The sequence below is a fragment of the Henriciella sp. genome (assembly GCF_049649345.1).
GTDB lineage: Bacteria > Pseudomonadota > Alphaproteobacteria > Caulobacterales > Hyphomonadaceae > Henriciella.
Map to the genome: position 1 here is coordinate 1 of NZ_JBARZC010000518.1, position 1,870 is coordinate 1,870.

Sequence of the window (1,870 nt, forward strand, 5' to 3'; positions counted from 1 at the left end):
AAAGTGACGTTCTTCTGGCGCTCGCGGCGACGGCGCATCATGCAGTCACACGGTCTGAATTGCCTGAACTGATTATCGGTCATGGCGTGCTTGGCCAACTTGTGGCGCGGCTCGTCATTTCTATGGGCGGGGCAGCTCCCACAGTATGGGAAACGAATTCAGCCCGGCATGGCGCTGACGGCTACAAGGTCTGCCATCCGGAAAGCGATACACGGCGCGACTACAAGACCGTTTGCGATGTCAGCGGCAATGTCAGCGCGCTCGACACCGCGATCATGCATTCAGCCAGGGGCGGCGAGATCGTCCTCGCAGGCTTCTATGCCGAACGGGTCTCCTTCGAATTTCCAGCCGCCTTCATGCGCGAGCTGAGCTTCAAGATCGCGGCCGAATGGGCCCGCGATGACATGGACGCCGTACTGGCGTTGCACCGAAACGGCCGGCTCTCTCTGGAGGGGCTGGTCACGCACATCGAAAAACCAGGCAACGCCGATGCGGCCTACCAGACCGCTTTCAACGACGCGACGTGCCTGAAAATGCTTATCGAATGGGGAGTTCCGCAATGACCACACTCATAGAGGGACGCAGCCGAGGTTCGATGGAGGATTTCACCGACGCCCTGCGCGACGAGGCCTCCCAGGAACCGGATGCCCCGCAAACCGGCGAAGTGACCAAGGAAACACAGATCATAGCGATCTATGGCAAGGGCGGGATCGGCAAGTCCTTCACACTAGCCAATCTAAGCTACATGATGGCCCAGCAGGGCAAGAAAGTCCTGCTCATCGGCTGTGATCCGAAATCCGACACGACCAGCCTCCTGTTTGGCGGACGGGCTTGCCCGACCATCATCGAGACCTCTTCGAAGAAGAAAGAGTCCGGCGAGGAAGTCGAGATTGGCGATGTCTGCTTCAAGCGGGACGGCGTTTACGCGATGGAGCTTGGCGGGCCGGAAGTTGGCCGCGGCTGCGGCGGACGCGGCATCATTCACGGCTTCGAACTGCTCGAAAAACTCGGCTTTCACGAGTGGGATTTCGATTATGTCCTGCTCGACTTCCTGGGCGACGTCGTCTGCGGCGGGTTCGGCCTGCCGATCGCGCGGGACATGTGCCAGAAAGTGATCGTGGTCGGCTCGAACGACCTTCAGTCTCTCTATGTCGCGAACAATGTCTGCTCGGCGGTGGAATATTTCCGCAAGCTCGGCGGCAATGTCGGGGTCGCCGGCATGGTCATCAACAAGGATGACGGCACGGGCGAAGCAACAGCGTTCGCCGAAAAAGTCGGCATTCCGGTGCTCGCCGCGATCCCGGCGGACGAAGATATCCGCCGCAAGTCAGCCAATTACCAGATCGTTGGGCGGCCCGGCACGCAATGGGCGCCGATGTTCGAGGCGCTTGCCGAGAATGTTGCCAGCGCACCGCCAATGCATCCGACACCGCTGCCGCATGACGGTCTGCTCGATCTCTTCTCGGCCGAAGAGACGGGCAAGGACTTTCAGCTGACACCGGCGACAAGCGCAGACATGCGCGGCGTCAACATCATCGAGAAACCATCACTTGAAGTGATCTACGAGGAAATCTGAGGACATTATGACCGAACGGGCGGGCGATATTCAAAGAGAGACGGGCCATGAGCTCGACCTCACGCCTGCCGGGCCGTCGGTTGACGATGGTGGGTCTGACTCGATTGCCGAAGCGACATGCCATGGCGGCGCTGAAACGCTGCGCGATGCGGCGAAGAAAGCCGGCAAGCACACGCTGCTTGAGCAATACGCCAAGGATTATCCAACCGGCCCGCACGACCAGCCACAAAGCATGTGTCCGGCCTTTGGCTCCCTGCGCGTTGGCCTTCGCATGAAGCGCACAGCGACGATCCT

At 60.2% G+C, this 1,870-nt stretch carries 1 protein-coding gene and 2 pseudogenes; all 3 read left to right on the plus strand.

Annotated elements, in window-relative coordinates; all coding sequences use genetic code 11:
• Positions 1-563: pseudogene (locus WA989_RS14285) on the plus strand (chlorophyll synthesis pathway protein BchC); the annotation flags it as partial.
• Complete coding sequence (locus WA989_RS14290) at positions 560-1,576, plus strand: chlorophyllide a reductase iron protein subunit X (protein ID WP_424341157.1); 1,017 nt, start codon at positions 560-562, stop codon at positions 1,574-1,576. The pseudogene WA989_RS14285 and the gene WA989_RS14290, both read left to right, overlap by 4 nt.
• Before the next feature lie 7 nt (positions 1,577-1,583).
• Positions 1,584-1,870: pseudogene (locus WA989_RS14295) on the plus strand (hypothetical protein); the annotation flags it as partial.